Genomic DNA, 26,223 nt, shown 5'->3' on the forward strand with positions numbered 1-26,223 from the left:
TCGTCAGGCGCCGATCCAGACCGGGGCGTCCGTGCCCCACAGACCTGGCGGGCGGGCCCAGTTCGCCGGGCCGCCCTCGTAGGACAGCGGCGGCAGCGCGTGTCGCAGACGGCCCATGGGGCTGTCGGTCTCGGTCAGCCGGCGCGCGGCGTCGAAGCCGTCTTCCTCACCCGGAGCTGAGGCCAGGCCGTGGACCAGCCAGTGTGCGGTCTGCGTCAGGGCCAAGCGGACCAGCCGGGTGCCGCCCGTGCGCTGCTGCTCGGTGAGTGCGCGCAGCACCGCGGCCGCCAGCAGATAGCCGGTGCCGTGGTCGAGCGCCTGAGCGGGCAGCGCGCCGGGCGCATCCGCCGAACCCTCCAGCTCGGCGATGCCCGTGGCCACCTGGACCAGGCTGTCGAAGCCCCGCCGCTCGTGCCAGGGACCGTAACGGCCCCAGGCGGAGAGCTGGGCGATCACAAGGCCCGGACGACGTTCGGCGAGCGCATCGGGCGTGAGCCCGAACCGGTCCAGTGCGCCCGGCCGATATCCGGTGACCACCACGTCCGCCTCACCGAGCAACTCTTCGAAGATCCGGCGGTCGGTGGCGTCACCCAGATCGAGGGTGGTCGAGCGTTTGCCCATGCCCGTGTCGTTGTGGGCCTCCTGGCTTTCCGGCAGCTGTGGGGCGTCGATCCGCAGCACGTCCGCGCCGAGCAGCGCCAGCGTCCGGGTGGCGACCGGTCCGGCGAGCACCCGGGTCAGATCCAGCACGCGCAACCCCGCACACGGCAGCGCGGCGTCACCGAGTACCCGGCCCGGGGCGTCGTCGATCCGTGCCGCGGTCAGCAGCGGCTGCCCCGCGACCAGGACCCCCTGCTCGCTTTCGGCCCACTCCTGAGGGCCGCGTGCCGCGACGGCCAGGCCGCCCGCCGCATAGACGGTCTCCTGCACCTCCCGCGCCGTACGCTCCGAGATCGCCCCTGCCACCGAGTCCACCGCATCCTCGACGGCGTCCTCCGACACCCCGAGCGCGGAGAGCAATCGGACACGGTGGTGAGGGTAGTTGGCGTGGGTACGGACCCATCCATCGCTCGCCCGCCAGAACCGGGACAGCGGCGCGAAGGTCGACCACGCTTGCCCGTCGACCCGCACCAGCCGGTCGCTGAGGAACGCCGTCGCGACCGACTCGTCATCGACCCGCACCCGGGGCACGGGCCGCCCCGTGCGTACGGAGGTGAGTTCGGCGGCCGCGAGCGAGCACACCGCGACGGTGGCCCGCGCCAACTCCATGACAGGCAGCCGCGCCGGCAGTCCTCCGGACGGTCCGCCGTAGGACACCCGGTCGAGCAGAGAGACATCGGCACCCAGCGCCGCCCAGGCCTGCGACGTGCCGGTGAAGGTCGGAGATCTCACGTCCGCACTATGACACGGAGTCGCCGCGGGAAGATGGGGCAGGAGCTTCCTGGCGGACCCCCAAGGGGAATTGCGAACTGGTGAGATGGCTCCACAGGGGAAGGAGGTCGGGCATGAGCACATCTGGCGATCGTGAGATTGATCAACCCCACTTCCTCCTGCCCCTTTTGACGTCCTCCGCCGAACGCCTACTCGGCACGGCCCGGGCCCTGACCAGCGAACAGATGCGGGAGCCTTCGCGACTGCCGGGGTGGACGCGCGCCCATGTCCTCGTTCACCTGGCTCGCGGTGCCGATTCGCGGGTGCGTCTGCTCACGGCCGCGCGGACCGACCTGGATCTGCCGCAGTACCCGGACGAGGAAACCCGGGCCCGTGAGATCCGGCAGGGGGCACTTCGCGAAGCGGACGAGATTCGCGGGGATCTGGAGGAGTCCGTACGAGAGGTCCTCCGGGCCATTGCGGAACATCCCGGAAGCGCGTGGGACGTGCCGGTGCGCTGGCTGGGGGGAGGCATGCGCCCGGTCCGAGGCGTTCTGTGGAGCCTGCTGCGAGAGCAGGAGGTGCACCACGTAGACCTGGCAGCCGCCTACACGCAGCACCACTGGCCGGACGCCTTCACAACCCGTGAGTTGCACGAGACATTGGCATGGCTGCGGAAAGACCCCGCGATGCCCGCGATGCCCGCGATGCCCGCGATGCGGCTCAGGGCAGATGATGACGGCTCGATCCACAGCGTCGGCGAAGGCGCGGGCCCACTGGTGGCAGGTTCGAGAGCGGAGCTCCTCGCCTGGCTGACCGGTCGCAGCGACGGCTACACCCTCACGACCTTCCCGGCCGGCCCTCTGCCTGTCCTCCCGCCCTGGAGGCGGTGACGGAACGGCAACGGGGACGCCGGAGCGGCACCCGGGCCTGCGGGTGCCGCTCAAAAATGCGACGCTGAGCTCAAGGCGCCTATCGCACACCAGCGCCGATCGGACGCGCCGCTCGTCCCACGCAGGCTCGCTCAGCCGAACGGAACGGCGTCCTGCTGGGACGTGTGCCAGTTGGTGACGATCGGCTTGTCGACGGTGATGGTGCCGACCGGCAGGGACACGGGGTTGGGGTCGTCGTTTCCGACGGCGACGATGATGCTGTCGAGTTCCTTGCCGCCGTTCGCGCCGGTGCTCTTCGGGTTCACTCCGGCGTAGGCGGTGGTGTTTCCGCTCAACATGATCTGCTTGCCGGCGGTCTGCTCTGCGGGCCCTGCCTGGGTGCCGTCGGACCCGAACGCCACGGTGGGAAGCGCCGCGGGCAGAGCACAGGTGATTCCGGGCTTCGCCTTCGCGATGATCAGAATGTATCCGCCGGCCTGGGTCTCGGACCGGGTGCTCCAAGAGATGTCGTTGGCGCCGCAGCTCTGCCCGACCGGCTTCCGCTCGCCGTTGCCGGTGTCGGCACCGTTGCCGGCTCCGTCCTTGGTTCCCTTGCCCGCGGTGCCGGCCGCCTTGGGGGCGCTTGCGCTCGGTGACCCGGAAGGGGCGGCCGGATCGCCGGCGACCGGTGCGGTGGACGGAGAACGCTGCGCGGTTCCGGCGCCCTGGGTCGCGTTCGTGTCCTGACATGCCGTCATCAGCATGGCGCCGCCCACGAGGGTCGCGGTGACGAGGTAGGCCTTGTGGCGGTTGCCGGACATCAAGTGGATCCCCTTTGGTGGCCAGCGGCCAATGGTCAGCGGTCAGTGGTCGAAGCGGCACCGGCTTCTCGGTGCCTGCTTGATCACTGTGAGGGAACCGGGGAGATGGGGATACCGGTGTCTTCGTTCCCGTACAGGGCTGTCGCGTATCGGTTACATGATCACAACGACCCGTGCCGGGGTGGGGCCTCCACTTCTGGGACCCCTGCGAGGGTGGCGGCGACAGACGGGGCGCAGTGGGCGAACACCGTCGGACGGCGCCCGGCCTGCGGGCAACGCGTCGCCGACCGGATCGGGCCGCGCCCGCGAGGCCGTGCGGAGCGCCTAACCGCGCCGCCTCGGCGGCTGCGCCATCATGAACGCCCGTCAGCACCCGAGGAGAGGACGGCACATGTCGAGGCTGCGGATGGGAGAAGGCGTACTGCGCCGCAAGCCGATCGAGCACATCGAGGAGACCGAGGGCGCTCCCAGCGAGCAACTCACGCGCACCCTGGGCCTCTGGCAGCTCACCGCCATCGGCGTCGGCGGCATCATCGGCGCCGGCATCTTCACGCTCGCCGGCACGGTCGCCAACGGCATCGCCGGGCCAGCCGTACTGGTCTCCTTCCTCATCGCCGGTGTGGCCAGCGCCGCGGCCGCCTTCTCGTACGCGGAATTCGCCGGTCTGATCCCGAAAGCAGGCTCCGCCTACACCTACGGCTACGCGGTCCTCGGCGAGCTGGCCGGCTGGTTCATCGGCTGGGACCTGCTGCTGGAATACACGGCCATCGTCGCCGTCGTCGCCATCGGCATCTCCGGCTACTTCAACTTCCTCCTGACGGACACCGGCGCGGGCCTGCCCACCTGGATGCTCGGCGCGCCCGGGACGGGAGAGGGCCACCGCGTCGACCTCATCGCCGCAGTTCTCTGCCTGTTCACCGCCTACCTGCTCAACCTCGGCATCAAGAACGCCGCACGCTTCGAGACGGTCGTCGTCGTGCTCAAGGTGCTCGTCGTCCTGCTGGTCATCATCGTCGGCTTCTTCCACATCGACACCGGCAACTACACCCCCTTCTTCCCGTTCGGAGTGGGAGGCGCCTTCACCGGGGCGGCCACCGTCTTCTTCGCCGTCTTCGGATACGACGCGATGAGCACGGCGGCGGAGGAGTCCAAGGACGCGCAACGCCACATGCCCAGGGCGATCATCTACTCGCTCGCCATCGCCATGGTGCTGTACGTCCTCGCCTGCCTGGTCCTGACGGGCATGCAGAACTACACGGAGATCGACCCGGAGAGCGGGTTCTCCAGCGCCTTCAAGTCGGTGGGGCTCGGCGCGTTCGCCGACGTGATCGCGGTCGGGGCGATCATCGGCATCCTCACGGTGATGTTCACCTTCATGCTCGGAGTCACGCGCGTGTGGTTCTCCATGAGCCGCGACGGACTGCTGCCCCACTGGTTCGCCAAGACGCACCCGACCCGGCACGTCCCGACCCGCGTCACCTGGATCGTCGGCGTGGCATCGGCCGCCATCGCGGGCTTCGTGCCGATCGGCGCGGCCGCGGAGCTGACCAACATCGGCATCCTGCTCGCTTTCGTGGTCGTGTGCACCGCCGTCATCGTTCTCCGGTACCGGCGCCCCGACCTGCCGCGGCAGTTCCGTACACCCTTCATGCCCGTCACCCCCGCCATCGGCGTGGTCGCCTCGATCTGGCTCATCACCTACCTCCAGGTGGAGACGTGGATCCGGTTCGTGGTCTGGTTCCTGATCGGGCTCGTCATCTACTTCGGCTACTCCTACCGGCACTCGGGACTCGCCGCGGCAGCCGGGAGCGGTTCCTCCGACAAGCAGGACGACGCCCTCTGAACCAGTGTGGACGGCGTACGACCGCACAGCCCGCGCGGGCGTCCCGGGCACCGGAGCCGCGCGGGACCGGCCGAGGAAGAGGTGTCGTGGAGACGTGCGCACGGCACCACCCGGAGGAACCGGGCGGCGCCGTGCGTGACCGTCGTGCGCGGCCCGGTGATCAGTGGTGGCGGCGGCTCTCCCACGCAATCGCCGGGACGAAGCGCGTCGCGTCGATGGTGCCGAGACCGGTCGCCATGTCGTAGCCGTTGACGGCGGTGTAGCCGGTCACGCCCGCGTAGCTGTTGTTCGTACCGTCGTTGACGTCCACGAGGCCGCTCGACGGCTTGTAGCCCTCGTCCTTGTACAGCGAGTACAAAGCCTCGTTGAGGTTGCCGATCCGGTGGCCTGCCGCCTGGTCGGCGAGGGCGACGATGCCGGAGAACAGCGGCGCGGCCTCGCTGGTGCCGCCGGACACGTCCCAGCCGACCGCGGTCGGGTCGTAGCTGGAATACACCCATGCCCCGCCGTTGACGGCGGCGGCCATCGAGATGTCCGGGGTGCCGCGCCGATTGCCGACGATCCCGCGGACGCCGTTTTGGAACGAGGGCCGCTCGAAGACGTGTGACTGGCCGCCACCCCCCGCCCCGTTGTCGTTGTAGACGCTCTCGGGGCTGAGGCGGTTGCCCTTGTCGTCGAGGTGCAGCTGAGTGCCACCGATCGAGGTGACCAGCGGGTCGGAGGAGGGCCAGGAGTTGACCCGCTCCTTGTAGTAACCGCTGCCGTCCGCCGTGCTGTCCGTGGCGCCACCGTCACCGGAGGAGGCGAGGACCGTCACGTCGTGGGCCGCCGCCGCCTTGAAGGCGTACCGCAGATCCTTCAGGCTGGAGAAGTCGCCCTTGTCGAAGCCCGGGAAGGTGTTCTCGGTCGCGCCGAAGCTCTGCGTGATGACGTCACCGATGCCCCGGTCGATCAGGGACTTCTCGGCCGACATCATCTCGGGGAAGCCGGTGACGCCCTCGGTCTCCGCGACCGCCGTCTCCACCAGCACGATCTTGGCGTCGGGCGCCATGGCGTGGGCCATTTCGACATCGAGCGTGGACTCACCGGCCCAGCCGGTCATGTCGGCGTTCTTCGGGTCCCAGGCCGGGACGTTACCCCACTTGACCACCTGGACCTTGCTGCTGGGAATGCCGAACTGCTTGCTGTACACGTCGAGGTCGTGCTGGATCGTCGGGGAGCCGAACGAGTCCACGATCACGATGGTCCGGCCCTTGCCGGTGATGCCGGCCTTGTAGAGCGGGTCCAGGTGGTACGCCTGGCGGTACTGCAGCGGTCCGTAGCAGGCGATCTTCCACTTCGCCTGGCACTGCTCCGTGGACAGCGGGCTGCCGACGGCGCGGACCAACTGGTGTCCGGCCACGGCCGGAACGGGCTTGACCTGCCGACCGGCGGCGGGGGCGGCCGAGGCGGCCCCGCTCATTGGCGTGGCGACCAGGGCGGCCGAGGCGAGGGCGGTGGCCCCTGCCGTGGCGACCGCGGCGCGGAGCCGGGGGCGAGGTATGCGCATGAGTGCTCCTTGTGTGGGGTGGAGCCGCACGTAACGGCTCCCGTGATCCCATCTGGAGGTCATGCACAGGACAAGGAGCTTTGTCGCTTGATGTCGAACGCTTTGCTTGACTCGAAATCCTTTGACGCTTCCTGACCGAATCATGGGCGGTATCCCACGGCGGATCTGCGACGGGAGCGTCTGCTTCAACACGCGGTTCGTGAATCCCGAGCGGGCGGAAGCGGAACTCGTCGCGCCCAGGCGGCGCGCCCGACGGCCGGCCGTGGCCGAACCGCTCAAGCGGGGGACGGTTCAGCCGTGGCTCCGGCCCGGGCGCAGCTCGATGTGGTCCGGGGCCAGGTCGACCGCCCCGCGGTGATGTGCCCTCGCCCGGATGTCGCCGCCTCGACGAGCACGGCCGCGGCGACGTGGGCGACCAGACCCAGGGCATGGGCGTGGCTCCGCTCGCATTTTGGATCTGTCCGCCGGGGGAACGCCCCACGGGCCGGTGGCCCGATCGCGTGAACCCCGGACCCGCCTCCCGCAGGGGGCCACCCGGTGAAAAGTACGTTGGACGCGAACCTGCTCCGGCGGGACCGGGCGATCCCTGAGGAGCGAGCATGGCGACCGACTCGAATCAACCGACCGTCCCGCAAGTGACGATGACGCTGTCCGCGATCGCGGCCACCGCCGCCACCCCGCGTCCCTCGGGCGAGACCCTCGCGGAACAGAGCACCCGGATCATGCTCGGCGTCAACCAGCAACTGGCCGACACCTCGCTCGCGACCCAGGGGACCTGGGTCCTCTCCTGGCTCGGGGTGAGCCCCGGCAACGCCAACATGGCCTACGTCGCCAGGAACACGGACGGCTCCAACTCCTTCGCCGTGGTGATCCGCGGCACTGTCGGCAGCGTTACCGACCTGCTGGAGGACCTCGACGTCGGCACGGTGGTCCCGTTCAACCTCGTCGGGATGCCCTCCCCGGTCTCGGTCTCCAAGGGGGCCATGAAGGCGTTCGCCGAGGTCGTCACCATGAGCACGGCGGGTGTCACCCTGGAGCAGGCGCTCCGCACCGTCCTGGGGCGGGCGCAGCCGAACCCGACGGTCTACGTGACCGGTCACAGCCTCGGCGGTTGCATCGCGACCATGGTCGCCCCCTGCCTCCAGACGCTCACCTGGCCCGGCGGGAAGCCGAACTTCGAGCTGCACACCTTCGCCGCCCCCACCGCCGGGGGAGTGGATTTCGCCGCCTACGTCGACTCCCTTGACTGGCAGGCCAACGAGCGGCACTACAACATCAACGACGTGGTGCCGCGGGCCTGGAACAACCTCGACGCAATCGAAGCCGAGCAGTGGTACCCCGATCCTCCCGGCCCGGCGCAGGTCGACGCCGTCAAGGCCGTCATGTCGACGCTGGCCGCCCTCCCCGGTCCCAACGTCTACGCCCAGCCGGGCAAGGACGACGCGCTGAACGGCAGCTACGATCCCGTCGACCCGAGCGTGGTGAAGAAGTCGCTCCAGGACTTCATGGGGCAGGTGGAGTTCCAGCATGCCAACTCCACCTACTTGCAGCTTCTCGGCGCGCCTGACGTGCAGTCGGGTCCGGTGGTGAGCGTCGTGACCCCCGTCGGCTCGGTCGGCGCCCCGGTCGAGATCGTCGGCAGTGGGTTGGGCCAGGGAGTCATGGTCGACTTCGGCACGGTGCCGATCTCCAAGGAGTACGTACTCCGCGACGACGTGATCATGGCTTGGGCACCTGCCGGTGTGGGCGTGGTCGACATCCGGGTCACCAACAACCTGGGAACCTCCCCGGCCGTCCCGCGCGGCCAGTTCGCCTACGGCGGCCCCGCCGCCGTGGTGGTCGCCGGCATCAGCCCGTGCAGCGGCAGGCTCGGTGACCAAGTGCGGATCAGCGGAGTCGCCTTCGCCTCGGACGTCCAGGTCTACTTCGGTGACAAGCTCGCCACGCTCGTCGATTACGCCCCCGAGCAGCTTGTCGTCAAGGCGCCCGCCGCAACCATCAAGCTCGGCAAGCCCGCGACCGTCAACGTGACCGTCCTCTCGAACGGCTACTCGTCCCCGGCGAGCCCGGCGGACGAGTTCGCGTACCTGGAGTGACGCCGGCGCCGGCGTCGTCAACGCCTTCGCCCGAACACTGTGGTACGTGATCGGCGCCCTGCTGATCATGTGGGCCCTGATGTTCTTCCTCCCACGCCCCGCCAGTCGCCGTACCAGCGGCTGACCGGCCGACCAACCGGGGGCCGGGGGGAAGCTGGAGCCGGCGAGGTCGCGTTCCGCCGCGAACCGCAGCATCAATTCGGCAGCGCCGCCTCCAGTTCTGCCAGTTCCGCCGCTTCAAGCTCGACCTCGGTGGCCTTGGCCGAGTCCTGGATCGAAGCCGGACGGCTGGCTCCCGGTACCGGGACGACCAACGGGGCGCGGGCCAGTAGCCAGGCCAGGGCGATCTGTTGCGGGCTGACGCCGTGTTCGGCCGCGATGCGGTGGAAGGCGGTGCCCGCGGAGGTCGGGCCGGACGGGCCGTCCAGGGAACTGCGGGAGATGCCGCCCAGCGGGCTCCAGGGGAGGAAGGCCAGGCCGAGCCGGGTGCACAGCTCCAGTTCGGGCTCGCTGTCGCGAACGGCGGGGGAGTACTGGTTCTGCACGGAGACGAGCGCGTCGCCGAGAATGGCGTGTGCCTCAGCGATCTGGTCGGTGGTCACGTTGGAGATCCCCGCGGCACGGATGGTGCCCGCGTCGAGGAGTTCACGCAGAGCGCCGACCGACTCCGCCCAGGGCACGCCGGGGTCGGGCTTGTGCAGCTGGTACAGGCCGATCGCTTCCACTCCCAGGCGCTTGAGGGAGGCTTCGGCGGCGCGCTTGAGATGGGCGGGGGTGCCCGTGACGGTCCAACTACCGTCGCCGGGGCGGCCCCGGCCCCCTTTGGTGGCGACGAGTACGTCGGAGGTGTCGCCACCGAAGCGGGCGAGGGCGCGGGCGACGAGGAGTTCGTTGTGGCCGCGTTCGTCGGCGTGCCAGTGGTAGCTGTCGGCCGTGTCGATGAGCGTGATGCCGGCGTCGAGGGCAGCGTGGATGGTCGCGACGGCTCGCTGTTCGTCCGGGCGGTTCTCGATGGAAAGGGGCATGGCGCCCAAGGCGATCGCGCTGACCGAGATGGCCCCCAACGGCCGGTACTTCATGTGCGTCCATTCTCCGGTGTCGAGGTTGCTCAGAAGGCGGCCGGGGCGGCGAAGGTGTGCCCTTCGGCCACGGCAGCGGGCTTTGATGTCCTCATCCTGGACACATACGGTCGCCGGTAGAAGTGCCGAAACAGTGGATGCGTATTAAGGAAATCTGTTGATCGATGGGCCACGGCTCCGGAGGCCCGGCTGTTGTTGCGGGCGCCGCAGCCCGACCCTTTCCTGGCCTTCGTTGCTTCCCTTCGGCGCCTTCTCCAACCTTGGAGACGGAGTCGTCGGGCTGGCCCCCTTCCATAAGGTCGATGGCCGGCCTGCGGCTGATCGGGCAGAAGCCGTCGAGACCGGTGAGGAGATCGCCGTCGACGTCACGGCCGGCGAGTTGCCGCGACGACGGGTGTTCCTCTCCAGGGCATGAGGCGCCCGGCAGGCACGTGCGCGCCGGGCATGTGGCTCCTCCGCCCCTGTCAAGCCTCGTGCGGCGGCGAGAGCCGGTCTGGATTCGGAGCGACGAACACCGCGAGGCAGTGGAACTCGCCTCCTGATCCCTCCAGCAGTGCGTAAGGGCGCCAGGCGAGCGAGTAGGCCCCGCGCGGCACTCGGGTGTTGCCGGGAAAGGAGCCACCGGCCCACAGCAACGTGCCGCTCAGCTCGCGGCCGTGGTGGATGCGGAACTCCTCGTCCCTGGAGGGCATCCTGCGCTGTCTGGGGCGCCACAGGGAGGCCTCGTTCGTGATGAGCAGGGCCAGCCCGTTCTGGTCCTCGCGGTCACAGAAGCGTTCGAGCCTCCCCACGTCTCGCACGAAGTCTCTGCGTGCGACGTCCGGTGCGTTGTGCGCGCGCAGGGCGTACTCCTCGGGCGGCGTCCCTGCTGTGCCCGACCACTCACGGGTCACGTATTTGAACTCGATGGCCGTACGGCGTGCCGGCCCCAGGCACAGCAGGTCCAGATACTCTGACGCGATGCTCCCGCGAACCGGGACCTCCAAGCGGCACCTGACGTCCGGCGCGACTTCGCCCACGGCGAGGGCGAAGCTGTGCTGTAGATCGGCCTCGGAGTGGAACACCGGCCGCCGCGTGTGCATACTCGCCAGGACTTCGTCCAGTGCGGCGCTACCCGCGATCGTCTCCAGGACGGCCGGCGAAGTCGGAGGTATTGGCGTGGTCATGGCCTCATTGAAGCCTGCGCGGCCTGTCCGCGTCAGCTGATGGCCGATCACCGTCTACAGGAGGCCGGTCGGTCTCCCCCCGCACTGGTCGGAACACTCATGATCCGCCGGATGCGCCTTGACGGTCCCCACCCGTACGCGGACCGAAACGGGCAGGTTCCGAGAATCCCCGCGGCGGTTGCGCTCAGTGCGGAGTTGCCCGCGCCCTCGGTCACTCTGCGGCGGTCGACCGTTGCGGTAGGCCGGAGAACAGGATCCTGTTCGTGAAGTTCGCCAACTGTGCCCTCATTCCTTCCCGCGGTACGCGTTCATTCCCGGCCAGGTGCTCAATGAGGTCGGCTCGCGTGGCGGCGAGCAGGGCGTGGGCGGTGAAGTCGCTGTCGTTCAGGCCGGGGATCTCCCCCAGTACGGTTCGCAGCAAGCCGTGCCACCGTCCGTAATGCTCCGCCTGGTAGGGGCTGCTGCTCGCCTCTTCCTCCAGGGCCAGCGCGAGGCGTCGGTTGTCGAGCTTGAAGCACAGGACCGCGTCGAGCAGGGCGGCCACGCGCTCCTGAGGTGGAGCGCCGGGCCCCAGGGGCGGCGGGCCGGTTTCGATGGCCTGCCTGACCGGTTCGAGGCGGGTTTCGTACAGTGCGCGGAGCAGCCCGGCGCGATCGCCGAAGGCCCGGAAGAGCGTCCCCTTGCCGACGCCGGCCGCTGCGGCGACATCGGCCATGGTGACGTCCTCGGGACTTTCGCAGCGGGCGAAGAGGGCGTCGGCGGCTTCGAGGACGGCCTCCCGGTTACGGGCGGCGTCCTTGCGAGACCTGCGCTCGGGCATGCTGCTCCTCCAGTTGCAAAGCGGACCCGTGGTCCGTATCGTCTAAGTGGACCGATGGTCCGTATTCTACGAGCTGGAGGACATCCATGTCCGCACCGACATCGCCCGCGGACCTGTACCGCCACAGCCTGCGACTGCTGCTCGACAAGAACATCCCCGCATGGGTCGCCCTCTGGGCCGAGGACGGCCTCATGGAGTTCCCCTTCGCCCCCGCCGGCCGGCCCCAACGGCTGGAAGGCAGAGAGGCCGTCGCCGCCTACATGCGCCACTACCCCGACCACATCGACCTGCACGACTTCCCCGCCCTGCGGATCCACCAGACCACCGATCCGCAGACCATCGTGGTCGAGATGCGCGGCGTCGGCCGTCTGGTGGCGACTGGCGCTCCCTTCGACATGACCTACATCGCCGTCGTGACCGTGCAAGACGGGCGCATCACCTCCTACCGCGACTACTGGAACCCCCTCGCCGTCCTCGAACACGACACCGTCTTCACCGGGAGCAGCCGATGACCACCACCGACACCACTTTGGTCATCGGCGCCACCGGCGCCACCGGCAGCCGCACCACCGCGCAACTGACGGCCGCCGGCCACCGCGTCAAGGCGGCCAGCCGTCAGGCCCGCCCGGTCCCCGGCGCACAGGCGGTCCGTTTCGACTGGTACGACCCCACCACCCACACCGCCGCCCTCGACGGAGTCGACCGCGTCTACCTCATACCGCCACTGGGCGACGCCGACCCCGCGGCGGTGATGCTGCCGTTCCTCGATCGGGCCCGCGCCGCCGGCGTGCACCGCGCGGTGTTGCTGAGCTCCTCGGCCATCCCTGAGGGCGGTCCGGCGGTGGGCATGGTGCACCGGGCCCTGCCCGATCTGTTCGAACACTGGGCGGTACTGCGGCCCTCGTGGTTCATGCAGAACTTCACTGGTGCGCACGCGCACGCCCGCGGCATCCGCGACCACGGCATCATCCGGACCGCCGCCGAAAGCGGCCGGGTCGGCTTCGTCGACGCCGAGGACATCGCGGCGGTCGCCGTCTGCGCCCTGACCGACGAGCAAGCCCCCAACACCGATCTCGTCCTCACCGGACCCGAGACACTCAGCCACGACGACATCGCCGCGATCATCACCGACGTCACCGGTCGGCCCGTGACCCACCGCCGTCTGTCCCATGAGCAGATGCGTGATCGCCTCGCGGCACAGATCCCGGTGGAATTCGCCGCGATACTGGCCGACATGGACCGTGCCATCGCCGCCGGGGCGGAGGACCGCGTCACCGACAGCGTCCAGCGTCTCACCGGTCGACCCCCGCGCACTTTCCGGACCCACCTTGAAGGAGAGTTGCGCCTTTGAAGGCACAGCCCGTGAGACCGGTCGACGCCTGCGTACGCACCTCACCGAGCAGGTCGAGCGCTGCGAATCGCGGGAGCTGGGGGACCAGGGAAGTGGCCCGCTCGCTTCGCCGTTCTCCGAGGACGGCGCCGCGGGCCCGCACCTCGATCCGTCCGCCTCCGGACACGAAAGCGGAACCGACTGAGGATTGTGTTGTTCGGCAGAACGTCGGCCCCGTCAGTCCCGTCGGTCCCGCCGCGGGAGGACGATGGAAGGGCCGACAGACCCGGGTGCACGGCCGATCACCCGCCCACCCCGACCGGGGGCCGCGACGGATTCTGGAACGAGGACGGGGCGGCGGGTAGCCCGGTTTCTGCCCGGTCACGGACGCGCCGATGAGTTTTCCCGGCCCGGCGAGTCCTACCACCGTTGTCGACAGCACAGGAGGAGACAAGTGACTCAGCTACTGCGGGTCCAGAACTTCAACGTCTCAAGTGACGGGATCGGTGCCGGTGAGGAGCAGACCCTCGAGAGGCCGTTCGGTCATGTCGATCCCGAGAGGCTGTTTGCCTGGGCCGGTGCCACGGCGAGCTGGCCCATGCGCACCGCCCCTGGAGGGAGCCGGGGCCTGGACGACTACCTGACGCGGGATTATGCCCACAACATCGGCGCCGAGATCATGGGCCGCAACAAGTTCGGGCCCCAGCGCGGGCCCTGGCAGGACCTTGAGTGGCAGGGCTGGTGGGGTGACGAGCCGCCGTTCCACACTCCGGTGTTCGTCCTGACCCACCACAAGCGTCCTTCGTTCACGCTGTCCGACACCACGTTCCACTTCGTCGACGGTGACCCTGCCACCGTCTTGGAGCAGGCCCGGGCGGCGGCGCAGGGCAAGGACGTCCGGCTCGGCGGCGGCGTGACCACCGTCAGGGAGTTCCTCGACGCCGACCTCGTCGACACCATGCATGTGGTTGTCTCGCCGATGAAGCTGGGGTCCGGACTACGACTGTGGGAGTCGCCGGACGAGCTGCTCGACCGGTTCCACTTGGAGGTCGTCCCCAGCCCGAGCGGGGTGGCACACCACCTGTTCTGGAGAAAGTAACCGGCCCGCAACGCCGAAACCGAAACCGAAGCCGACGCCGGGAGTAGCCGAAGCCGAAGCCGGGAGTGCCCTCCGCGCGGGTCAGCCCCCGTACCGTGCGGCCAAGGTCCGTACGGTCGCGGCGATGCGGTCTCGGAGTTCGGCCGGCGCCACGACCTCGATGCCCGTGCCCAGGCGCAGGAACTCCCCGTAGGCGTGGTCGATCGACTCGATCGGCACCCTGGCCTCCGTCCACCCGTCGCTCGTGGGCGTCACCCCGAGACGGCGGGCGCCCTCCGGGGTGAGCCGCACCAGGGCCTCCCCGGTGTGCAGCCGGGCCCGGAAGTCGGCCAAATAGTCGTCCCAGTAAGCGGCCAGGTCGAAGCCGTCCGGAACGGCGAACTCCTCCAACGGTCGGAGGCCGAGGATCTGGTCGACCCGGTAGGTGCGGATCCCGGACGGGCCGCCCGCGACCAGGTACCAGCGGCCCGCCTTCAGCACAAGCCCGTACGGCTCCACCCGCCGCTCGATCTCCTCCGGCGCCCGCCAGCGCCGGTACCGCAACATGGTCGCCCGCCGTTCCCAGACCGCGGCGGCGACCGGCGCCAGGTAGGGCGTGCGGTCGGCGTCGCTGTACCAGCCGGGGGCGTCGAGAAGGAAGCGTTTTTGGATCCGTCCGGCGTGCTCGCGCAGTTCCGTCGGAAGGGCGGCGTGCAGCTTGAGTTGGGCGGTGGCGAGCGCCTCGCCGAGGCCCAGGTCGGCGGCGGCACCGGGGAGCGCGGCGAGGAACGCGGCCTGCGCCTCGTCCGCGTTCAGTCCGGTGAGCCGGGTCCGGTAGCCGTCGACCAACCGGTAGCCGCCCGCGTGCCCGGCGGCGCCGTACAGCGGGATGCCGGCGGCGCCGAGCGCCTCGACGTCCCGGTAGACCGTACGGACGGAGACCTCCAGCTCCTCGGCCAGTTGCGAGGCCGTCATCCGGCCCCGGTTCTGGAGCAGTAGGAGCAGAGTGACGAGCCGGCTCGCGCGCATGCTGCCCAGTATCCACATCCACTGACAGCAGATGTCAGGGGACCGTCCCTATCCTGCGAGGCATGAACGACTTCGACTTCCTGCACGGCTCCTGGGACGTGGCCAACCGCCGTCTCACCGCACCGCTCGAACCGGGCTCCGGAACCTGGGTGGAGTTCCCAGGTCATGCCGTGGTCCGGCCCCTGTTCGGGGGCGCCGGCAACATCGACGAGATCACCTTCCCCACCCTCGGTCGCCAAGGAGTGACCCTGCGGCTGCTCGACCGCGAGACGGGCCGCTGGTCGATCCACTGGTCCGACAGTCGGACGGGCCGGCTGGACCCGCCCGTGGTCGGTGGCTTCACCGGCGACCGCGGGGACTTCTACGGTGACGACGCCTACGACGGGCGCCCGATCCGGGTGCACTTCACCTGGTACCGCCTCGGTCCGGACCGCGCCCGCTGGGAGCAGGAGTTCTCCGCCGACGACGGCCGCACCTGGGAGCACAACTGGACCATGAACTTCACCCGCACCGGGCGGGCCGGCGCGTGAGCATCGTAGAACTCCGGCAGTACACCTTGCGTCCCGGAGCTCGGGAAACGCTCGTCGAGCTGTTCGAGCGCGAGTTCGTGACCGGTCAGCAGGCGGTCGGCATCACCGTCGGCGGTCGCTTCCGCGACCTGGACGACCCGAACCGTTTCGTCTGGCTGCGCGCGTTCCCAGACATGGCGCGCCGTCGGCGCTCGCTGGAGTCCTTCTACACCGGCCCGGTCTGGCGGGAGCACCGCGAGGCGGCCAACGCCACCATGAGCGACAGCGACGACGTCCTGCTGCTTCGCGGACCTGGCTTCATGGCTGCGCCCGGCTCCCGTGAGGTGCTCGCGACCGTCTGCCGTCCGTCCGGGCCGACCGCCTTCGACGCGTACGCCGCACGGCACCTGAACCCGGGCCACGCGCTGCACCGCACCGAGCACGCCGAGAACGACTACCCCCGCCTGCCGGTCCGCACCGGGGAGGACGTCAGGGTCTGGTTCGGCTCGGCGGAACCACCGCCCTGGCCGAGCCGTAGGCTGCGACTCGAACCCGTGACGACCTGAGTCCTGCCCGGCGGACCACGGGTGGAGGCACGGGCGGATCGCCGCTGTCCGGGTTGGCCACTCTGCGGTTCGGTTGGCCGCTTCGACGCTCGGCCGGAGGCGACTGCCGGCGTTGGCGGTGCCGTGGTTGCTCACAGGGGGAAGGAGAGCAGGCGCACCGCCCCGGCCGGCCAGTCCGCCTCGTCGTGCAGCGACGTCCACATGGTTCGAAGCGGCATGAGCACGGGCCCTTCGTGTTGTTCGACGTGAACATCCTGGTCCAGTACTCGCCAGCCGAGTCGCCGGTATAGGGGGACGAGCGGGGGCCGGCAGAAAAGGAGTCCGTGACGTGGGCCCATCGTGCGTGCGTGGTCCAAGGCCGCGGTCATGACGAGGCGGGCGAGTCCTCGTCCACGCACGTCCGGAGCGACGGCCACGCCGCCGACCCCCACCACCTCGGTCTCGATGTCCCCGATGGATATGGGCGTTCTGAGCAGGCCGGTGTGCGCCACGAGCCGGTCTTCCAGCCTGATGCCGAAATGCTCCTTCTTGGGCAGCCACGTCAAGCCGGTGTCGGCGACACCGAAGGGATCGGCACTCTCGCCGAGGACTTCCGTCTGCTCGGTCTTCGTGTATCGCGCGAGACGCACCGCTGTCGGTGACGCGTGTGAGTGATCCATCCCGGCATGGTCCTGCTTCGTGCCGCCTCCTGGCCAGCAGGATGCCGGACGGGCTGTTCACGTCATCGTTTTCACGGCCCGTTCTGAACAGGAGCATGGCGGACGCTGCCGGGGCAGCCGGCGGGCGGTGGCGCCACGCCCGGCTTGACCGCCGGCACCGGTCCCCGGTGGCGACCGCCCCCTCAGCGCCCGCGGATCGAGTGCGGCGCCGCCGTGTGACGGAGCACCACGAACGGTGGGAAGCCGGCGGCGGCTACCGGGCGCTCGCCGCCGGGCGGACTACGAGTTCGTTGACGTCGACCTGCCGGGGCTGGGCGACGGCGTACGCGATGGCGTCCGCTACGGCGGAGGCGGGCAGTGCGACCGCGCGGTACGCCCTCATGGCCTCCCTTGCGGTGGGGTCGGAGATGCCTTCGGCGAGTTCGGACTCGGTCACGCCGGGGGAGACGACGGTGACCCGGATGTCTCCGGCGGACTCCTGGCGCAGCCCTTCCGAGATCGCGCGGACAGCGAACTTGGTGGCGCAGTAGACGGCAGCGGTGGGGGAGACCTCGTACGCGCCGACGGACGCGACGTTCACGAAGTGCCCGCCGCCCTGGGCCCGCATCACGGGCAGCGCGGCGGCGATGGCGTGCAGGACTCCCCGCACGTTCACGTCGATCATGCGGTCCCACTCGTCCGTCCTCAGTGCCTCCAACGGCGAGAGAGGCATCACCCCGGCGTTGTTGACCACCACGTCCACCCTGCCGTAGTGGTCACGTGCGGCGGTCACGAAGGCCCGGACGTCGGCGGCGTCCGTGACGTCCAGCCGCCGGAACGCCGCCGTGCCGCCTGCGGCGGTGAGCTCCCCGGCGAGCGCGTGGAGACGATCCGTGCGCCGTGCCCCTAGGTACAACCGGTGGCCGTCGGCGGCGAGCCGGCGGGCGGTGGCTTCACCGATCCCGCTGCTCGCTCCGGTGACCAGCACTACCTTTGCCGTCGGCGTCATGCCCGCTTCTCCTCTCGGTGGAGCACGAGGTGTTCGTGGTGGAGGGCCCCGTCTCGGATGTCGCCCGTGGCGGTGAACCCGGAGTCGTCGACGTAGTCGATATGACTGCCGGTCACCGTGTAGCGGCCCGTGTACGCGCTGCGGCGGTGGCCGCGGGCCTCGTCGTAGCGGCCGTCCGCCCGTAGGTCCTGGCGGATGTGTCCGTCCGCCGTCACCCACATGCCGACCACGTCGGCCCGGCCCTGCTCTGTGCTGCCCGTCAAGGACGGACTCCGTTCGTCGATGGATGCGGAACCGTTCCGCCCGACCGAGTCTGGGCGGGAGAGGAGCGAGCGGCCAGGCCGTGTCCTGCCTGGGTGCGGTGCACCCAGGCAGGACACGGCCCGCGCGGCCTAGGGTGGGGGCGTGACCGACAACGATCTGGGAGAGTTCCTGCGCGCACGCCGGGCGGCCCTGCGCCCGCAGGACGCCGGAGTGGCGAGCCACGGGGTGCGCAGGGTCGCCGGACTGCGCCGGGAGGAGGTCGCCGTCCTGGCCGGGGTGAACGCGGACTACTACACCCGGCTGGAACAGGGGCGGGAACGCCACCCGTCGGCCCAGGTGCTCGACGCGCTCGGCCGTGCCCTACGGCTCGACCCGAACGAGCTCGCGCACCTGCATCAGTTGACGGGGACGGTGCCCACCGGCCGGTTCGCCCACACCACGGACCGGGTCGGCCCCGCCCTGCGTCAGCTGTTGGACGGCTACCCGGCCGCGCCGGCGTTCGTCATCAACCGGACCCTGGACGTCTTGGCGGCCAACGCCCTGGCGCAGGCGCTGCACTCCCCCTTCGAGCAGATGGACAACCTCGCCCGGATGACCTTCCTCGACCCGGCGGGCCGGCAGTTCTACCAACGATGGGGCCACACGGCCCAGGCCGTTGTGGGCCACCTGCGGCAGGCCGCCGGGTTCGACCCGGACAGCCCCAGGCTGCGGGAACTCGTTCGCGGCCTCACCGGGCACGGCACGGACTTCACCCGTCTGTGGAACGCCCATGTCGTGCGCGGCAAGACCCAGGAGGCCAAACACCTCCTGCATCCGGACGTCGGCTCACTGACCATCACCTACCAGGCCTTCGACGTACGTGACGCTCCCGGCCAGCAGCTGGTCGTCTACCAGGCGGAACCCGACAGTTCCAGCGCACAGGCCCTCAGTCTCCTCGGGTCCCTCCACGCCACCTCACACCGGGCCGCCCGGTAGCGGGTAGCCGGCGACGAGCTCTCGAAGAGCGGGCCCGAGAGGTAGGCGCCGGACCGGGTGTCGTGCGCAAGCAGGTCAGGTGATGGTGGGGCTGCGGCGTTCGACGAGGACGACGTCGCGCCACGTTCCGTGGTGGCGGCCGATGCGTTCGCGGGTGCCGATGACGCGGAACCCGGCCCGCAGGTGAAGGGCGAGGCTGGCGGTGTTCTCCGGGAAGATGCCGGCCTGCACCGTCCAGACGCCGGCGGCGTCGGTGGAGGCGAGCAGGGCGGTCAGCAGGGCCAGGCCGACGCCGCGGCCGCGGGCTTCGGGGTGGACGTAGACGGAGTGCTCGACGACGCCCGCGTATGCGCACCGGTCCGACACCGGCACGACGGCGGCCCAACCCAGGACCTGGCCGCCCTCGTCCAGTGCGACCAGGCGGTGCTCGGTCGACTTCGCGGTGTCGAATGCCTCCCAGGTCGGGGCGGTGGTCTCGAAGGTGGCATTGCCCTCGTCGATGCCCAACTGGTAGATCGCCAAAGTCTGTTCAGCGTGCTCCGGCAGCATCGGCGCGATGCGCAAGCCGTTCGTAGTGGCCCTCACGCCGCTGCCCGGAAGTCGACTTCGGCGAGCGGGCCGCAAGTGCGCCGCTCGATCTGGTAGGCGTCGCCACGGCCCATCGTGACCACCACGTCCGACCGGCCGGCGTTGTGCGTACAGATGAACGGAGCGGACGGGCTGGCGGAGGTGCTCATGAGGCCAGGGCGCCTTCTTCGGCGGAACGGCCGGGAGCGGCGAACTGCTGCCCGCCATGCGGAACGACGACTTCGTCCACGTCCTCGCCCTCGTCCTCGCCCTCGGCGGCCGGACGGCCGAAACACACGGCGGTCAAGCCCAGGCCGGCGGCGGCGCCGATCATTTGGGCGGCGAGGAACGGCAGCACGGACGCGGGGGCGATCCCGGCGAAGGTGTCGGTGAATGCCCGGCCGATCGTCACGGCCGGGTTGGCGAAGCTGGTGGAGGAGGTGAACCAGTACGCCGCTCCGATGTAGGAGGCGACCAGTAGCGGCGCGAGGTGCGCGCGGCGGGCACGGGCCAGGCCGAAGATCAGCCAGACCAGCCCGGCGGTGGCCACGACCTCCGCCAGCCACAAGTGTCCGGCGGACCGGTCGTGGGCGGAGAGGTGAACCAGCGGCTTTCCGAACATGGCGTCGGCCAACACCGCGCCCGCGATCGCCCCCGCGACCTGGGCAGGCACGTACGCCGCGACGTCGCGCAGGGTGGGGGCGTCGCCGGTGCGGCGGCCGGTGAACCAGGCGGCCAGGGTGACCGCCGGGTTGAAGTGCGCCCCCGACACCGAACCGAGCAGGGCGATCAGCACACCGAGTCCGAAGACGGTGGCGAGGGAATTGGCCAGCAACTGCACCCCGATGTCGCGGGTCAACTCGGTGGCCTGGATTCCGGAGCCGACCACCACCGCGACCAGCGCGGCCGTGCCGAGCCCCTCGACCATCGCTCGCCGCATCAGCGGCGCCTGCGCGCTCACGCCGTGGCCTTCGAGGACCCGGCGGGAATCTGGAGCAGGGCGGACAGTTTCGCCAGGGCCTCGGGGAGTACCCAGTAGTACACCCAGGTTCCGCGCCGCTCGGAGCCGACCAGCCCGGCTTCCCTGAGCACCTTCAGGTGGTGGGAGATGGTCGGCTGGGAGACGTCGAACGGGCCGATGAGGTCGCACACGCACGCCTCGCCGCCCTCATGGGAGGCGATCAGCGACAGCAGCCGCAGCCGGACCGGGTCCGACAGCGCCTTGAACATCCGCGACAGTTCGGCCGCGGCCTCCTCGCCCAGCGGCTCGCGGACCATCGGCGCGCAACACGCCGCGTCGTCCTGCGCGAGCATCGGCAGACCGTTTTGTTTCGACATGCCTCAATATTGACAGCTGTCGATACCGGTGGCAAGGTCGACTGTATCGACAGATGTCGAAACAAGCCGTTTCCAAAAGGAGACCGCCATGTCCCGTCTTCAGCTCGCCCTGCGCGTTGCCGACCTCGACGCCTCGATCGGCTTCTACTCCAAGCTCTTCGGCACCGAGCCCGCCAAGAGGCGTGACGGCTACGCCAACTTCGTGATCACCGAGCCCCCGCTCAAGCTCGTCCTCATCGAGGGCGAGCCCGGCGAGGACACCCGCCTGGACCACCTCGGCGTCGAGGTGACCTCCACCGGCGAGGTCACCGCTGCCACCGCGCGGTTCAAGGACGCGGGCCTGACGACCTTCGAGGAGAACGACACCTCCTGCTGCTACGCGCTGCAGGACAAGGTGTGGGTCACCGGCCCCGGCAAGGAGCCGTGGGAGGTCTACGTCGTCAAGGCCGACGCGGGCACCCTTCAGAAGTCCACCACCACCCCGGGCGCGTGCTGCACCCCCGACGAGCAGGTCGTCGACGCGGCCCGGACACCGGACGTGAATGCTGCCGAGAGGTGCAGGTGCGGCAGTTGACCCGCTGGGGCCGGCGGGCACCCGGGGGGCGTGGCGATGACCGCACAGACGCGGCCCTCGGTGCCGCCGCGCCCGGGGCGTCCCACGGTGGGCTTCGGACGCGGACCGACCTTGATCCGCTTTGATGAAGTCCGCCCCGACGGGGCCTAGTTCCGGCTGATGGTGAGGGTGGCGCTGACGGTTTTTCCACCGCGGTGGGAGTGGATGTCGGTGGTGTCCGCCAGGCGGTTGACCATCCGCCATCCGAAGCCTCCCGGCTGCGCCGGAGCCCAAGGCCGTATGCGGGGCCGGCGCGGTGAGCGGTCGGACACCTCGATGGTGACAGTGCCGAGACGGGCGGTGATCCGCAGTGCGGTGACGCCGCCGCCGTGGCGGTGGGCGTTGGAGACCAGCTCCGACACCACGGTGAGCACGTCCTCTACCTGCTGCGGCGGTGCCCCCGTCTCGGCCAGGACGCCATGGGCCAGCTCCCTCGCCTCCACGCACAGTAATCCGGGCGGGCCCGGCCTGATCTGGTAACAGTTGGTCCTTTCCATGCAGGCCGCATTCCCCTGCTCCTGCCTGGTAAGCGGCGGGACGACCCTGTTCGGCGCCGATCATGTGTGTGCACGTCGTCGGTAGGCCTCGCCGGCCTTGCCGGTGGACGGCCTCAGCCGCCAGGCAGCGGTATCGATGGGGACGTGTACGCCCCGGGCCACGGACTCAAGGCCGGCCTGATGAGGCGCCGCATTCGGTACAGACGACGGCGACGTTGGCTGTCTTCGCCGTGACCGGAGCCCCTTGCGGGTGGGGTTTCGACGCCTCCGACTTCCCTGACAGGACGTGCTTGAAGCGTTGCTGGCGACGAAGTTCGCGGACGTCCAAAGGGTGCATTCGCCCGATTCCGGACGAGGTCCAAGCGGCACATCCCGTGCCCAGGACGGCGCAAATCAAAGCGATTCTCAAGAGGGTGTCTGGCACAGCGGTTCCTCTCCGGTGGCTGTCGACAAGGGCGGCGCGTGTCGTGCAGCCCTTCGTCCCCGACATAACGCACCGGCATATGCGGAGATGCGCCCTGTCAGCCGATTGCAGCCAGGCGGGCGACCAAGCGACACCTCCTCTGGCTCGAACGGCATAGGGGCGCGCGGCCACCAGTGAGCGCCCCGATACGGCGGAGTGCGCGCCGAAAACCGGTGCGCGCAGGGCCGTCGCGCTGCCCGGTCGACACCATCCGATCGCCACCGTGCCCTTTCCGTGAGCTGGCACGACCGCTTCGGAGGAGGGGGGTATCTGCCATCACCACGCATGCTCCGTGAGCACAGAAATGATTAAAGACACTGGTCAAGACTTGTTTACAACGCATGGCATCACCTGAACGGACCACACCCTCCCCGCTGCGGGAAGCGTTGATGGACTATGACAAATGCAAACCACGCGGAGATTTTTCTGCAGAGCGCGGGCCGCTACGGATACAACGTCGGCACCGAAGGCGCACGGGTGGGCGAATGGACGTACACGGGCTGGACCCCGAGCAAGGGTGCGACGCTGCGCAACGAAGGGTGTGAAGTGGATCTTCACTATTCGTCCTCGATCTTCGAGGACTTCCTGGAGGAGGTGAACCGGATCCAGAACGAGTTCCGTCGACGCTCGCCGAACACGGAACCGCCGGCAACCCCCATCGGCGAGTGCTCCGGGGAGACCCCCGGTGTTTGAGCAGTACGAGCGGCATGACGGTGGCGGATTCCATCCCTCCCACCCGGAAGTTTCCGCGTCCTGGCCCCCGTCCGGTTTCGAGCAACAGGCCACCCACCAGCAACCGCTCATGGTGCCGGGCGAGATGCATGCCCCTTGGGATCCGGCTGAGGAACTTGCCCACCTCCTACAAGAGGCCAGGCAGCCGAGGCACGCGGAGACGACGTTCGACCAGTTCGGCTTCGATGAGACCGCCGCCGATACGGACACTCTCGCCGGTATGGTCACCGAGCCGATGCAGGGAACCGGTGAGAGGCCGCGGCCACCGACCCGCCACGGACACCGTCGGACCCCGCCCAGATCATCGGTGGTGACCCTGCTCAGGACGGGCAGTCTCTTCACCGCCGTGCTGGTCGCCGCCATCGCCGCCGTGGTCAGCGTCTTCAGCGGTCTGGCCATTTGCGAAGCCCTGCGCCACAGCGCCGGCCCCCGCACCGCGGACGACGTCGTCAGCTGGTGGCCGCTGCTGATCTACGGGCCGTGGGTGGTCGCTTCCCTGTCCATCCTCCGAGCTGCCCTACATCAACGTCGAGCCGTGCACTCATGGTCCATCGTCCTGCTGTTCTCCACCCTCGCCACGCTCCTGTGCGTGGCGCAGGCGCCCGGCACGTTCGCGGCCCGGGCGGCGGCCACGCTCCCACCCATTGCCGCGCTGGCCTGTTTCCAGCAACTCGTCCGCCAGATCACCCTCACCCGACCGCCCCGCCAACCCGTGCCACGACACCGCGGCCGCTCGCTCTTCCTGCTGCGACAACCGGCCGTCGTGAGCAGCCCGGACAACGCACTCCCCGACTATCCGGCGATGGATCAAAGAGCCCCCGCCCGTGCTCCCGCCCCTGCCAGATTCCGCTACGGATCATGACAGCCGTACCGCCTCGCCCGTCGTCAGCGATGACGCGGCCTCGCGGTGCAGACGGCACGGCGCAGCCGGGTGTCGGCGGCTCATCCCTCACTTCAGCCCGTCCCCCCGCTCCGGGAGCGTGATCACTTGCAATACGAGAACGAAGATCAAAACGCATTAGTCACGGGTCGCCGACGGTCTCAGCCCTACGGGTCTGCGCAATGAGCGGCCGCCCTCCACGCATCGCGCACCGCACCAGGGTCGCCGCACCTTGGGTGGCGCCTGCCCAAACCTCCCCGCACGCTTCCCGATGTCTCCCGCAAGGACAACACCATGCCCCACGAGCTCACCCACGCCGAACGACTCCGGTACAAGCGGAGCCAGGACGCCGCCTACCAGGCGGGCGAGGAAGCCGTCACGAACCTTCAGGCCGCATTGGCGCTCGCCGGCTTGACCCTGCCCTCACTCTGCAACGACGGACCGGTCGGCTGCCGTGGTCTTGTCCGGCTCGGCGGGTGCAGCACAGCGGTCGCCAACCAGCTCGCCGAAGTCATCGCCGCAGGCGCCCACGCCCTGCAAGGTCAGCGCCTGTGAACAACATGGCCGATCCGCCGGCGTTCGGCTCACAACCCGACCGCACGGGCGCCGTCCCGGCACCGAGGCTGCCGCGAGGGGTACTCGACCCCTACCGGTTTCCAGGCATGCGCGCCGTGGCCGAGGACGAGGAGACGAGCGCTCAAGACTCCCAGTCGAACCTCCATGATCTGGTCTCTCCTTCCGGCCCCCCGCCCGACCTTGTGAGCGCACGAGACCGGCGACGCCTTGACCTCCAGCTGTGCCTGACGGCCGCGGGAATCACACTGCTCGCCGGCGACCCACACGCGATCGAAGTGCTTGCCGGAGTCGACGAGACGACGTACGCGGCCGTTAGACGCTGGATAGGCCAAACCCACTGACCACACGCCCCCCGTGCCCGGTCCTGCGACGTGTTCACCCTCCCGTGACGCACTCCGCTCGGGTCACCGCCGACGGCCAGGACCGCCGGGCAGCGTTAGGCCGAACTGATGACGCCGGCCGTGCGGAGGTCGCACGTGCCGGATCGCCTATGCACAATGCGTGTGCCGATGTCGGCCGTGGGGTGAGGTGACCACTGCGTGAAGTCTTGAGCTGGAGGTACACCGCCCATGGCGGCCAACGAAAATCCCACCGTCAGAAGACGGCGGCTGGGCGCGGAGCTCCGGCAGCTCCGCAAGGCCACGGGCATGACGTCATCACAGGCGGCGAAGTGTCTGATGGTGTCCCAGCCCAAGATCAGTCTCATCGAGACCGGACGCCGCCCGATCAACCCGCGCGATGTACGGGACTTGTGCCGGATCTACGGAATCACCGACCAGGCGGTCGTCGAGTCGTTGATGCGCATGGCGAAGGAATCGGGCCGCCAAGGCTGGTGGGTCTCCTGCGGCGACGTCCCCTACGGCGTCTACATCGGGCTGGAGACGGCGGCAGCTTCGATCCACTCCTACGACGCCCTGCTGGTACCCGGCCTCCTACAGACTCCCCGGTACGCGGCCGCGGTGATCGCACAGTCCCTTCCGCGCCCCACGGACGAACAGGCCGCCGTGAGCCTGGAGGTGCGCCTGCGGCGCCAACACCGTGCGCACCACCCCGCGCGCCCGTTGCGCTTATGGACCATCCTGGACGAATCGGCCTTGCACCGTATGGTCGGGAACCACGACATCATGCGTGAGCAGCTCGAACACCTGAACTCCCTGGGCACGCAACCGCACATCACCGTGCAGGTCCTGCCCCACAGTGCCGGGGCCCATCCCGGAGTGTTAGGGCAGTTCTCCATCCTCACGTACCCCGAATCCGACGCGGGAGTCGTCTACCTGGAACGCTTCACCAGTGATCTCTACCTGGAGAAATTCGCGGAGCGGTACCCGTATCAGGTCATGTTCGACCACCTCCAGGCCCAAGCCCTCAACCCCGACGATTCCCGGCACTTGATCGAGGGCATGGTCAAGGCGTACTGCGAGGCCGGCTGACGCCGCCCCCGAACCTTGGGGCTCGGTGGCACCGTCATCGATACCGGCAGTCACTCCCGCCGCCTCGCCGGCATCCTGACGCGACCCGAAGCTGCGGCCAAGGCCGGTCGAT

At 69.6% G+C, this 26,223-nt stretch carries 30 protein-coding genes; 15 read left to right on the forward strand and 15 right to left on the reverse strand.

Features of this window, described 5'->3' with window-relative positions; all coding sequences use genetic code 11:
- Positions 1-3: 3 nt before the first annotated feature.
- Positions 4-1,392 carry a CoA transferase gene (locus ACV7NM_RS30620; protein ID WP_463413353.1) on the reverse strand — a complete coding sequence of 463 codons (1,389 nt, stop codon included), beginning with the start codon at positions 1,390-1,392 and terminating at the stop codon, positions 4-6.
- Positions 1,393-1,505: 113 nt separating this feature from the next.
- Between ACV7NM_RS30620 and ACV7NM_RS30625 the strand changes: the two genes are divergently transcribed.
- Positions 1,506-2,264: a maleylpyruvate isomerase family mycothiol-dependent enzyme gene (locus tag ACV7NM_RS30625; RefSeq protein ID WP_463413354.1), complete on the forward strand. Its 759-nt coding sequence runs from the start codon at positions 1,506-1,508 to the stop codon at positions 2,262-2,264.
- A 131-nt stretch (positions 2,265-2,395) separates the two neighbouring features.
- Here ACV7NM_RS30625 and ACV7NM_RS30630 read toward each other — a convergent pair whose 3' ends face one another.
- Positions 2,396-3,064: a DUF4232 domain-containing protein gene (locus tag ACV7NM_RS30630; protein WP_463413355.1), complete on the reverse strand. Its 669-nt coding sequence runs from the start codon at positions 3,062-3,064 to the stop codon at positions 2,396-2,398.
- A gap of 391 nt (positions 3,065-3,455) precedes the next feature.
- Between ACV7NM_RS30630 and ACV7NM_RS30635 the strand changes: the two genes are divergently transcribed.
- Positions 3,456-4,907, forward strand: a complete 1,452-nt coding sequence (locus ACV7NM_RS30635) for an amino acid permease (protein WP_463413356.1) — start codon at positions 3,456-3,458, stop codon at positions 4,905-4,907.
- A 160-nt stretch (positions 4,908-5,067) separates the two neighbouring features.
- On the opposite strand, the gene ACV7NM_RS30640 is transcribed toward ACV7NM_RS30635, so the two are convergent.
- Entirely contained in the window at positions 5,068-6,456 is a 1,389-nt protein-coding gene (locus ACV7NM_RS30640; RefSeq protein WP_463413357.1) for a S53 family peptidase, read from the reverse strand.
- A 599-nt stretch (positions 6,457-7,055) separates the two neighbouring features.
- On the opposite strand from ACV7NM_RS30640, the gene ACV7NM_RS30645 reads away from it, so the two are divergent.
- A complete protein-coding gene (locus tag ACV7NM_RS30645; RefSeq protein WP_463413358.1) occupies positions 7,056-8,552 on the forward strand; it encodes a lipase family protein in 1,497 nt (498 codons plus the stop codon).
- A 194-nt stretch (positions 8,553-8,746) separates the two neighbouring features.
- Here ACV7NM_RS30645 and ACV7NM_RS30650 read toward each other — a convergent pair whose 3' ends face one another.
- The 3 genes from ACV7NM_RS30650 to ACV7NM_RS30660 form a co-directional block, all read right to left on the reverse strand.
- Positions 8,747-9,631: an aldo/keto reductase gene (locus ACV7NM_RS30650; protein WP_463413359.1), complete on the reverse strand. Its 885-nt coding sequence runs from the start codon at positions 9,629-9,631 to the stop codon at positions 8,747-8,749.
- Between the two features lie 464 nt (positions 9,632-10,095).
- Positions 10,096-10,797, reverse strand: coding sequence for a hypothetical protein (locus ACV7NM_RS30655; RefSeq protein WP_463413360.1), 702 nt, complete (start codon positions 10,795-10,797; stop codon positions 10,096-10,098).
- Positions 10,798-11,008: 211 nt separating this feature from the next.
- Entirely contained in the window at positions 11,009-11,617 is a 609-nt protein-coding gene (locus tag ACV7NM_RS30660) for a TetR/AcrR family transcriptional regulator (protein ID WP_463413361.1), read from the reverse strand.
- A gap of 86 nt (positions 11,618-11,703) precedes the next feature.
- On the opposite strand from ACV7NM_RS30660, the gene ACV7NM_RS30665 reads away from it, so the two are divergent.
- The 3 genes from ACV7NM_RS30665 (at position 11,704) to ACV7NM_RS30675 (ending at position 14,046) form a co-directional block, all read left to right on the forward strand.
- A complete protein-coding gene (locus ACV7NM_RS30665) occupies positions 11,704-12,129 on the forward strand; it encodes a nuclear transport factor 2 family protein (protein WP_463413362.1) in 426 nt (141 codons plus the stop codon).
- Complete coding sequence (locus tag ACV7NM_RS30670) at positions 12,126-12,968, forward strand: NmrA family NAD(P)-binding protein (RefSeq protein ID WP_463413363.1); 843 nt, start codon at positions 12,126-12,128, stop codon at positions 12,966-12,968. Before ACV7NM_RS30665 ends, ACV7NM_RS30670 begins: the two co-directional genes overlap by 4 nt.
- Before the next feature lie 433 nt (positions 12,969-13,401).
- Positions 13,402-14,046 (forward strand): dihydrofolate reductase family protein, encoded by a 645-nt coding sequence (locus ACV7NM_RS30675; RefSeq protein ID WP_463413364.1) that lies wholly within the window; start codon positions 13,402-13,404, stop codon positions 14,044-14,046.
- Positions 14,047-14,127: 81 nt separating this feature from the next.
- Here ACV7NM_RS30675 and ACV7NM_RS30680 read toward each other — a convergent pair whose 3' ends face one another.
- Positions 14,128-15,054, reverse strand: a complete 927-nt coding sequence (locus ACV7NM_RS30680; RefSeq protein ID WP_463413365.1) for a helix-turn-helix transcriptional regulator — start codon at positions 15,052-15,054, stop codon at positions 14,128-14,130.
- A 62-nt stretch (positions 15,055-15,116) separates the two neighbouring features.
- Between ACV7NM_RS30680 and ACV7NM_RS30685 the strand changes: the two genes are divergently transcribed.
- Both ACV7NM_RS30685 and ACV7NM_RS30690 read left to right on the forward strand, forming a co-directional pair.
- Positions 15,117-15,584, forward strand: coding sequence for a hypothetical protein (locus tag ACV7NM_RS30685; protein WP_463413366.1), 468 nt, complete (start codon positions 15,117-15,119; stop codon positions 15,582-15,584).
- On the forward strand, positions 15,581-16,129 hold the full coding sequence (locus tag ACV7NM_RS30690; RefSeq protein ID WP_463413367.1) for an NIPSNAP family protein: 549 nt from the start codon (positions 15,581-15,583) through the stop codon (positions 16,127-16,129). Before ACV7NM_RS30685 ends, ACV7NM_RS30690 begins: the two co-directional genes overlap by 4 nt.
- A gap of 131 nt (positions 16,130-16,260) precedes the next feature.
- Here ACV7NM_RS30690 and ACV7NM_RS30695 read toward each other — a convergent pair whose 3' ends face one another.
- From ACV7NM_RS30695 to ACV7NM_RS30705, 3 genes are all read right to left on the reverse strand, one after another.
- Positions 16,261-16,788 carry a GNAT family N-acetyltransferase gene (locus ACV7NM_RS30695; RefSeq protein WP_463413368.1) on the reverse strand — a complete coding sequence of 176 codons (528 nt, stop codon included), beginning with the start codon at positions 16,786-16,788 and terminating at the stop codon, positions 16,261-16,263.
- Positions 16,789-17,041: 253 nt separating this feature from the next.
- Positions 17,042-17,776 (reverse strand): SDR family oxidoreductase, encoded by a 735-nt coding sequence (locus tag ACV7NM_RS30700; RefSeq protein WP_463413369.1) that lies wholly within the window; start codon positions 17,774-17,776, stop codon positions 17,042-17,044.
- Positions 17,773-17,997 carry an Atu4866 domain-containing protein gene (locus ACV7NM_RS30705; protein WP_463414123.1) on the reverse strand — a complete coding sequence of 75 codons (225 nt, stop codon included), beginning with the start codon at positions 17,995-17,997 and terminating at the stop codon, positions 17,773-17,775. Before ACV7NM_RS30705 ends, ACV7NM_RS30700 begins: the two co-directional genes overlap by 4 nt.
- Before the next feature lie 184 nt (positions 17,998-18,181).
- On the opposite strand from ACV7NM_RS30705, the gene ACV7NM_RS30710 reads away from it, so the two are divergent.
- Positions 18,182-19,015, forward strand: a complete 834-nt coding sequence (locus tag ACV7NM_RS30710; protein ID WP_463413370.1) for a helix-turn-helix transcriptional regulator — start codon at positions 18,182-18,184, stop codon at positions 19,013-19,015.
- Positions 19,016-19,090: 75 nt separating this feature from the next.
- Here the strand turns inward: ACV7NM_RS30710 and ACV7NM_RS30715 are convergent, their stop codons facing one another.
- From ACV7NM_RS30715 to ACV7NM_RS30730, 4 genes are read right to left on the reverse strand one after another with little or no spacing between them, the layout of a single operon-like run.
- Complete coding sequence (locus ACV7NM_RS30715) at positions 19,091-19,564, reverse strand: N-acetyltransferase family protein (RefSeq protein WP_463414124.1); 474 nt, start codon at positions 19,562-19,564, stop codon at positions 19,091-19,093.
- A gap of 32 nt (positions 19,565-19,596) precedes the next feature.
- Positions 19,597-19,752 carry a hypothetical protein gene (locus ACV7NM_RS30720; RefSeq protein WP_463413371.1) on the reverse strand — a complete coding sequence of 52 codons (156 nt, stop codon included), beginning with the start codon at positions 19,750-19,752 and terminating at the stop codon, positions 19,597-19,599.
- Entirely contained in the window at positions 19,749-20,543 is a 795-nt protein-coding gene (locus ACV7NM_RS30725) for an aquaporin (protein WP_463413372.1), read from the reverse strand. The genes ACV7NM_RS30720 and ACV7NM_RS30725 overlap by 4 nt, the downstream gene beginning before the upstream one ends.
- On the reverse strand, positions 20,540-20,920 hold the full coding sequence (locus ACV7NM_RS30730; protein ID WP_463413373.1) for an ArsR/SmtB family transcription factor: 381 nt from the start codon (positions 20,918-20,920) through the stop codon (positions 20,540-20,542). Before ACV7NM_RS30730 ends, ACV7NM_RS30725 begins: the two co-directional genes overlap by 4 nt.
- An 88-nt stretch (positions 20,921-21,008) precedes the next feature.
- Between ACV7NM_RS30730 and ACV7NM_RS30735 the strand changes: the two genes are divergently transcribed.
- Positions 21,009-21,494, forward strand: coding sequence for an ArsI/CadI family heavy metal resistance metalloenzyme (locus ACV7NM_RS30735; RefSeq protein ID WP_463413374.1), 486 nt, complete (start codon positions 21,009-21,011; stop codon positions 21,492-21,494).
- 146 nt (positions 21,495-21,640) lie between these two features.
- Here ACV7NM_RS30735 and ACV7NM_RS30740 read toward each other — a convergent pair whose 3' ends face one another.
- The gene (locus ACV7NM_RS30740) at positions 21,641-21,976 is read right to left on the reverse strand and encodes an ATP-binding protein (RefSeq protein WP_463413375.1); all 336 of its coding nucleotides are present in this window, start codon (positions 21,974-21,976) and stop codon (positions 21,641-21,643) included.
- A gap of 913 nt (positions 21,977-22,889) precedes the next feature.
- On the opposite strand from ACV7NM_RS30740, the gene ACV7NM_RS30745 reads away from it, so the two are divergent.
- The 5 genes from ACV7NM_RS30745 (at position 22,890) to ACV7NM_RS30765 (ending at position 26,111) form a co-directional block, all read left to right on the forward strand.
- Positions 22,890-23,186 carry a hypothetical protein gene (locus tag ACV7NM_RS30745; RefSeq protein WP_463413376.1) on the forward strand — a complete coding sequence of 99 codons (297 nt, stop codon included), beginning with the start codon at positions 22,890-22,892 and terminating at the stop codon, positions 23,184-23,186.
- Between the two features lie 349 nt (positions 23,187-23,535).
- Positions 23,536-24,087, forward strand: coding sequence for a hypothetical protein (locus ACV7NM_RS30750; protein WP_463413377.1), 552 nt, complete (start codon positions 23,536-23,538; stop codon positions 24,085-24,087).
- Between the two features lie 312 nt (positions 24,088-24,399).
- Positions 24,400-24,660, forward strand: coding sequence for a hypothetical protein (locus ACV7NM_RS30755; RefSeq protein ID WP_463413378.1), 261 nt, complete (start codon positions 24,400-24,402; stop codon positions 24,658-24,660).
- A complete protein-coding gene (locus ACV7NM_RS30760; protein ID WP_463413379.1) occupies positions 24,657-25,022 on the forward strand; it encodes a hypothetical protein in 366 nt (121 codons plus the stop codon). Before ACV7NM_RS30755 ends, ACV7NM_RS30760 begins: the two co-directional genes overlap by 4 nt.
- Positions 25,023-25,250: 228 nt before the next feature.
- The gene (locus ACV7NM_RS30765) at positions 25,251-26,111 is read left to right on the forward strand and encodes a helix-turn-helix domain-containing protein (protein WP_463413380.1); all 861 of its coding nucleotides are present in this window, start codon (positions 25,251-25,253) and stop codon (positions 26,109-26,111) included.
- Positions 26,112-26,223: the final 112 nt, after the last annotated feature.

Source organism: Streptomyces sp. Tek67B01 (assembly GCF_055231995.1).

What these genes read in the sequence shown, in the direction of transcription:
- ACV7NM_RS30625 (WP_463413354.1), top strand. Translation starts at nt 1,506, where the DNA reads ATGAGCACATCTGGCGATCGTGAGATTGATCAACCCCACTTCCTCCTG.
- ACV7NM_RS30630 (WP_463413355.1), bottom strand. Translation starts at nt 3,064, where the DNA reads ATGTCCGGCAACCGCCACAAGGCCTACCTCGTCACCGCGACCCTCGTG.
- ACV7NM_RS30635 (WP_463413356.1), top strand. Translation starts at nt 3,456, where the DNA reads ATGTCGAGGCTGCGGATGGGAGAAGGCGTACTGCGCCGCAAGCCGATC.
- ACV7NM_RS30640 (WP_463413357.1), bottom strand. Translation starts at nt 6,456, where the DNA reads ATGCGCATACCTCGCCCCCGGCTCCGCGCCGCGGTCGCCACGGCAGGG.
- ACV7NM_RS30645 (WP_463413358.1), top strand. Translation starts at nt 7,056, where the DNA reads ATGGCGACCGACTCGAATCAACCGACCGTCCCGCAAGTGACGATGACG.
- ACV7NM_RS30650 (WP_463413359.1), bottom strand. Translation starts at nt 9,631, where the DNA reads ATGAAGTACCGGCCGTTGGGGGCCATCTCGGTCAGCGCGATCGCCTTG.
- ACV7NM_RS30655 (WP_463413360.1), bottom strand. Translation starts at nt 10,797, where the DNA reads ATGACCACGCCAATACCTCCGACTTCGCCGGCCGTCCTGGAGACGATC.
- ACV7NM_RS30660 (WP_463413361.1), bottom strand. Translation starts at nt 11,617, where the DNA reads ATGCCCGAGCGCAGGTCTCGCAAGGACGCCGCCCGTAACCGGGAGGCC.
- ACV7NM_RS30665 (WP_463413362.1), top strand. Translation starts at nt 11,704, where the DNA reads ATGTCCGCACCGACATCGCCCGCGGACCTGTACCGCCACAGCCTGCGA.
- ACV7NM_RS30670 (WP_463413363.1), top strand. Translation starts at nt 12,126, where the DNA reads ATGACCACCACCGACACCACTTTGGTCATCGGCGCCACCGGCGCCACC.
- ACV7NM_RS30680 (WP_463413365.1), bottom strand. Translation starts at nt 15,054, where the DNA reads ATGCGCGCGAGCCGGCTCGTCACTCTGCTCCTACTGCTCCAGAACCGG.
- ACV7NM_RS30685 (WP_463413366.1), top strand. Translation starts at nt 15,117, where the DNA reads ATGAACGACTTCGACTTCCTGCACGGCTCCTGGGACGTGGCCAACCGC.
- ACV7NM_RS30695 (WP_463413368.1), bottom strand. Translation starts at nt 16,788, where the DNA reads ATGGATCACTCACACGCGTCACCGACAGCGGTGCGTCTCGCGCGATAC.
- ACV7NM_RS30700 (WP_463413369.1), bottom strand. Translation starts at nt 17,776, where the DNA reads ATGACGCCGACGGCAAAGGTAGTGCTGGTCACCGGAGCGAGCAGCGGG.
- ACV7NM_RS30705 (WP_463414123.1), bottom strand. Translation starts at nt 17,997, where the DNA reads ATGTGGGTGACGGCGGACGGACACATCCGCCAGGACCTACGGGCGGAC.
- ACV7NM_RS30715 (WP_463414124.1), bottom strand. Translation starts at nt 19,564, where the DNA reads ATGCTGCCGGAGCACGCTGAACAGACTTTGGCGATCTACCAGTTGGGC.
- ACV7NM_RS30720 (WP_463413371.1), bottom strand. Translation starts at nt 19,752, where the DNA reads ATGAGCACCTCCGCCAGCCCGTCCGCTCCGTTCATCTGTACGCACAAC.
- ACV7NM_RS30730 (WP_463413373.1), bottom strand. Translation starts at nt 20,920, where the DNA reads ATGTCGAAACAAAACGGTCTGCCGATGCTCGCGCAGGACGACGCGGCG.
- ACV7NM_RS30735 (WP_463413374.1), top strand. Translation starts at nt 21,009, where the DNA reads ATGTCCCGTCTTCAGCTCGCCCTGCGCGTTGCCGACCTCGACGCCTCG.
- ACV7NM_RS30745 (WP_463413376.1), top strand. Translation starts at nt 22,890, where the DNA reads ATGACAAATGCAAACCACGCGGAGATTTTTCTGCAGAGCGCGGGCCGC.
- ACV7NM_RS30755 (WP_463413378.1), top strand. Translation starts at nt 24,400, where the DNA reads ATGCCCCACGAGCTCACCCACGCCGAACGACTCCGGTACAAGCGGAGC.
- ACV7NM_RS30765 (WP_463413380.1), top strand. Translation starts at nt 25,251, where the DNA reads ATGGCGGCCAACGAAAATCCCACCGTCAGAAGACGGCGGCTGGGCGCG.